At 63.3% G+C, this 5153-nt stretch carries 8 protein-coding genes; all 8 read right to left on the minus strand.

Translation table 11 applies throughout. The features are described from left to right. The coding region (locus QAT43_RS13990) for a 16S rRNA (uracil(1498)-N(3))-methyltransferase (RefSeq protein ID WP_305043704.1) at positions 1-327 on the minus strand (327 nt) is incomplete at its 3' end. Between the two features lie 19 nt (positions 328-346). Then, positions 347-769 (minus strand): DNA polymerase III subunit chi, encoded by a 423-nt coding sequence (locus QAT43_RS13995; protein WP_305043705.1) that lies wholly within the window; start codon positions 767-769, stop codon positions 347-349. 21 nt (positions 770-790) lie between these two features. After that, the gene (locus QAT43_RS14000) at positions 791-1333 is read right to left on the minus strand and encodes a 2-oxoacid:acceptor oxidoreductase family protein (RefSeq protein ID WP_305043706.1); all 543 of its coding nucleotides are present in this window, start codon (positions 1331-1333) and stop codon (positions 791-793) included. Further along, a complete protein-coding gene (locus QAT43_RS14005) occupies positions 1330-2088 on the minus strand; it encodes a thiamine pyrophosphate-dependent enzyme (protein ID WP_305043707.1) in 759 nt (252 codons plus the stop codon). The genes QAT43_RS14000 and QAT43_RS14005 overlap by 4 nt, the downstream gene beginning before the upstream one ends. After that, a complete protein-coding gene (locus tag QAT43_RS14010; RefSeq protein ID WP_305043708.1) occupies positions 2085-3155 on the minus strand; it encodes a 3-methyl-2-oxobutanoate dehydrogenase subunit VorB in 1071 nt (356 codons plus the stop codon). The genes QAT43_RS14005 and QAT43_RS14010 overlap by 4 nt, the downstream gene beginning before the upstream one ends. 22 nt (positions 3156-3177) lie before the next feature. Next, the gene (locus QAT43_RS14015; protein WP_305043709.1) at positions 3178-3402 is read right to left on the minus strand and encodes a 4Fe-4S dicluster domain-containing protein; all 225 of its coding nucleotides are present in this window, start codon (positions 3400-3402) and stop codon (positions 3178-3180) included. Between the two features lie 84 nt (positions 3403-3486). Further along, positions 3487-4692, minus strand: a complete 1206-nt coding sequence (locus tag QAT43_RS14020; protein WP_305043710.1) for a cofactor-independent phosphoglycerate mutase — start codon at positions 4690-4692, stop codon at positions 3487-3489. A gap of 219 nt (positions 4693-4911) precedes the next feature. Next, a partial coding sequence (locus QAT43_RS14025; RefSeq protein ID WP_305043711.1) for a tyrosine-type recombinase/integrase occupies positions 4912-5153 on the minus strand: 242 nt, incomplete at its 5' end.

Consider the following 5153-nt stretch of genomic DNA (forward strand, 5'->3'; position numbering starts at 1 on the left):
GCGCTGGGACTCATAGGGAACAATGCGCGCCACGCCGATTTCGGTGAGCTTCTGCAAGATGAGCTCGAAGCGTTCGCGCTGCGGCAAGGCCTGAAAAACCTCGATCCGCACCGAACTTTCCGGAGAGAGCGCAAGGGACTCAAAAGGGAGCAGGACGGCGCGATGGGCGTCGAGCTCCAGCACGCGCGCGCGAAACCCGCGTCCCTGCGCGTCGCTAACCGTCAGGGCTTCGCCGAGGCGCGGCTGCCAGCAGGCCAGGGCGGCGCGGGCCGCGTCAGAGAGCACGCAATGCCGCCCCAGCTCCGCGACTTCCCTGAGTTGGATCAAGGTGGCCGGACCGCCGCCGTTAACGCATGCGGGGTGCATAGCCCGCCTCGCGGTAGAGGACGAAACGCCGCCGCGAGGCCTGCAGCAGCGCATCGTCGTAGCTTTCGGCGAAATCGATGATCTGGTCGAAGCCGCGCAGAAACTCCAGGGAACAGGGCTTGCCCTGAATCAGGATGCGCGCACCGTTGCCGTTGCGCTCGGCGGTGGTGATGACAACCGGCTCGTCGAGGCAGTCGACCGCGCCGTTATCAAAGCAGTGGGGCAAGAAAGAGCCCTTTTGCCAGGTCCAGAGGAAGCGATCCAGGGTCACGCCCTGATTGTCGTCGTTGACGGTGATCAGCACCCGCTTGCCCTGCTGGAAGAAATCCTCGGCGAGTTCACAGAGGTAGCGGGCTTTTTCCGGCTTCTTCAGCTTGATGAATTCGATCAGGGGCCGCGGCATAAAATCCCTCGAGAACTTGCGTCAGGACGCGATGAGCGCGGCGCCGCGCTTCAGGGCTTCGACATTGAGGGGAATGAAGCGATGGTTGCGCTCGGGCAGCACCTTGCGCAGGGCGCTTTCAAGACTGGCGAGGGTCAGGGCTTGGGATTTCCTTGCCCAGATGCCCGCCGCCACCAGATTGACCAGGCGCGCATCGCCGACATCGAGGGCCAGCTCGGTCAGGGGCAAGGCCAGCACCTCGATGGGCGCGACGCGCGGCAGGTTTTCCTCGGCCAGGGAGCTATTCACCAGGGCCCAGCCACCGGGTCGCACGCGCGGCAGGTATTTATCGAGAGAGGCCTGATTGAGCAAAATGGCACAGCCGGGGCGTCCCACCACCGGAGAGGCGACTTCGTCGTCACTGATCACTACCGTGCAAGTCGCGGCGCCGCCGCGTTTTTCCACCCCATAGGCGGGAAAATAGGAAGCGTTCTTTCCCTCGAGGATGGCCGCGTAGGCGAGCAGGTTGCCCAGCAACAGCACCCCCTGGCCTCCGAATCCGGCAATGAACAGGTCGAGGGTCATGACTGACTCTCGATTTTTTTGAAGGTGCCCAGAGGAAAGCAGGGAATCAGTTCGGCGGCGATGCGCTGATTGGCCTGCACGGGATTCATGCCCCAGTTGGTGGGACAGGTGGCAAGAACTTCGACGAAGGCAAATCCGCGCGCCTGGATCTGGGTGGCGAAGGCCTCGCGGATGACCCGGCCGGCTTGGATCACATGGCGCGGCGAATCGACGGCCACCCGTGCGGAAAACCGCGTGCCGTCGAGCTGGGCCAGCAATTCCGCCATGCGGATGGGCGAGCCGTCGTTGGCCGGGTCGCGCCCGTAGGGCGAGGTGGAGGTTTGCTGCCCGGCGAGGGTGGTGGGCGCCATCTGGCCGCCGGTCATGCCGTAGGTGGTGTTGTTGACGAAGATCACCGTCAGGGCTTCGCCGCGATTGGCGGCATGGATGATTTCGCTGGTGCCGATGGCGGCCAGATCCCCATCGCCCTGATAGGTGAAGACCACCCGATCGGGCAAGGCGCGCTTTACCCCGGTGGCGACCGCCGGAGCACGGCCATGGGGTGATTCGACCACATCGATGGCGAAATATTCGTAGAGAAACACGCTGCAGCCGACCGACGCCACGCCGATGGTGCGCTCCTGGACGGCGAAGTGATCCAGGGCCTCGGCCACCAGACGATGCACCGTGCCGTGCTGGCAGCCGGGACAAAAATGGGTCACGACGGGCTTGAGCGAACGCGGCGCGGTAAACACGGGTATTTCGACCTGGCTCATGCCGCGCCTCCGCAATATCGGGCGATCTGCTCGGCGAATTCTTCCGGGGTCGGCAGCGAACCGGCGCCGGGCGGCCGGCCGTAAAAATACACCTCGGCGTCGCGCGCCACGCTGAGGCGCACATCCTCGACCATCTGGCCGGTGTTGAGTTCGCAGCAGAGAACTTTTTTCGTGACCAGGGTCACCGTGCGAAACGCCTCGCGCGGAAAAGGAAAGAGACTGACGGGCCGCAGCAGGCCGACCTTGAAACCCGCCTCGCGGGCCATGCGCACGGCACTTTTGGCGATCCGCGCGGTGATGCCGAAGGCCGTCACAAGCAGCTCGGCATCATCAGTGTGCAGCCCTTCCCAGCGGGTTTCCCGAGCCTCCAGCAGCGCATAGCGCTCATGCAGGCGCCAATTGTGCGCTTCAAGTTCGCCGTCACCCAGGTAGAGCGATTTCACCACCCGCTGCGGCGCCCCCTCCTGCTTGCCGCGCACCGCCCAGTCCTTGGGCGGCAGCTCGACCTGGGCGCGCGGATGGGGAATCAAGGCTTCCTTCATCTGGCCGATGACCGAATCGCCGAGCAGCATGGCGGGAATCCGATAGCGGTCCGAGAGATCAAACGCAAGCAGCGCCAGATCATACATCTCCTGCACCGAATGCGGCGCCAGCACGATCAGACGGTAGCCGCCGTGACCACCCCCCTTGACGGCCTGGAAATAATCGGCCTGGGACGCGTCGATGCCGCCCAGGCCCGGCCCCGAGCGGCAGATATTCACGACTAGCCCGGGCAATTCGCTGCCGGCCATGTAGGACAGGCCTTCTTGCTTGAGAGAGATGCCGGGACTCGACGAGGAGGTCATGGCGCGCATGCCGCAGGCACTGGCGCCCAGCAGCATGTTGATGGCGGCGATTTCGCTCTCGGCCTGGATGAAGGTGCCGCCCAGGCGCGGCAACTCCCGCGCCGTGAATTCCGGAATATCACTCTGGGGCGTGATGGGATAGCCGAAGTAATAACGACATCCGGCGGCCAGGGCCCCCATGGCAACCGCCTCGTTGCCCTTGACAAACAGACGCTGATCCAACGGCAAGGCTCCTCAGGGCGTCTTAAGCCGATTTTTTCTGGCGAAAGACGCAGATGGCGAGATCCGGGCACATCTGCGCGCAAAGCGCGCAGGAGGTGCACTTAACTTCGCCGCCGGGAATCATTTCGGCGGGGAAAAAGCCGGCGCGGTTCAGGGTCCGACCAAGGCGCAACAACCCCTGGGGACAACCGAGGGTGCAGAGGGCGCAGCCCTTGCACCGGCATTCATCGATGACGACCTTGGTCATGGCTTAAAATCCGAGATCCTCTAAGAGGTAAGCATCGCGCGAAAGTTTACAGAACCTCGCCCCGGAAGGTCAAATCGACAAGTCCTAACCCCGGATGAGACGGTCGAAGAGTCGCCAGCCCTCTTCGACTTTCATGCCGGTTTGCAGCGCCGCGGATTCATGATAGCCCGCCGCGCCGTTGGCGGGCAGCTTGCCCCCGGCGGAATCGAACAGGACGTAGGGCACCGGTTGGGAGGTGTGCGTTTTCTTGCGCACCGGGGTGGCATGGTCGGGCTGGAGCAGAATGCGGTGCGGCCCCAGGGCTTCCAGGCCGGCGCGTACCGGTCCCACTACCTCGCGGTCGAAATTTTCGATGGCGCGGATCTTTTCGTCGAGCATCCCACCATGGGCGGCCTCATCGGGTGCTTCCACATGCAGGTAGACGAAATCGCGGGTCTTGAGGGCCTCGACGGCGTACTCGGCCTTGCCCCGATAATTGGTGTCGAGATAACCCGTGGCGCCGGGCACTTCGATGATATCCAGACCGGCATAGACGCCGATGCCCTTGATCAGATCCACCGCCGCGACCACCGCGCCGCTCAGGTTGTAGCGCTCCTGCAAGGTCGCCATGCGCGGCGCCTTGCCGTGGCCCCACAGCCAGATGGAGTTGGCCGGCACCTGCCGCTGCTTTTCCCGTTGCACGTTGACGGGGTGGTTTTTCAGCAGCATCTGGGAGGAGGTCATGAGATGAATGAGTTCCTCGGCCCCGTCGCCGCGCGGCAGATCGTTTTCCACGCTCTGCCCGGTGAGATCGTGGGGCGGAGTGAATTGCATCCGGTCACGGCCGCCGCGCCACACCATGAGATGGCGGTAGGACACCCCGGCATGGAATTCAAAGGGGCCGCCACCCAGTTCCTTTTCCAGCATGGTGATGAGTTCGCGCGCCTCGACGGTGGAAATATGCCCGGCGGAGAAGTCCTCCATGTAGAGCTTGCCGTAATGGGGCGTCAGGCACACCAGGTTGAGGCGAAAGGCGACATCCGCGGGGCCCAGTTCGATCCCCATGCTGGCGGCCTCCAGAGGAGAGCGGCCGCTGTAGCAGGTGCGCGGGTCGTAGCCGAACACCGTGAGGTTGGCCACGTCGCTGCCGGGATGATAGCCTTCGGGAACGGTTTGCACCATGCCCGTTTCGCCGGCCCGGGCCAGGGCGTCCATGTTCGGGGTGCGGGCGGCTTCCAGGGGAGTGCGTCCGCCGAGTTCGGAAATCGGCTCATCGGCCATGCCGTCGCCGAGCAAAATGATGTATTTCATGGAGACCTCGATGGGGTTGGACTGCAAAAATCCTGGGGACGCGGATCACATCTGATCAAGGCGGATAAGTCAAAAAACCAAAAAACATCTCATGGATACATGCGGCCGGGCGCGCCTTTTAAAGAAAAAATTTCTAGTTTATGGTCTTGGCTTGCTTCTGTTTTTATCCGCATTGATCAGAGTTGATCCGTGTCCCATGGATTGATCCGGGCTGCCGCGCTACCCCCGCGGGTGAAACTGCTCGTGCAGCTTGCGCAGGCGCTCGCGGGTGACTTGCGTGTAGATCTGCGTGGTGGAAATGTCCGCGTGGCCGAGCATGGCCTGCACCGCCCTGAGATCGGCGCCATTTTCCAGCAAATGAGTGGCGAAGGAATGGCGAAGGGTGTGGGGCGTGATGTTCTTGCGGATACCGGCCTGCAGCGCGCGGCGCTTAATAATCTTCCAGAACCCCTGGCGTGTCA

Origin of the sequence: Geoalkalibacter sp., assembly GCF_030604225.1 — a bacterium.
Lineage (GTDB): Bacteria > Desulfobacterota > Desulfuromonadia > Desulfuromonadales > Geoalkalibacteraceae > Geoalkalibacter.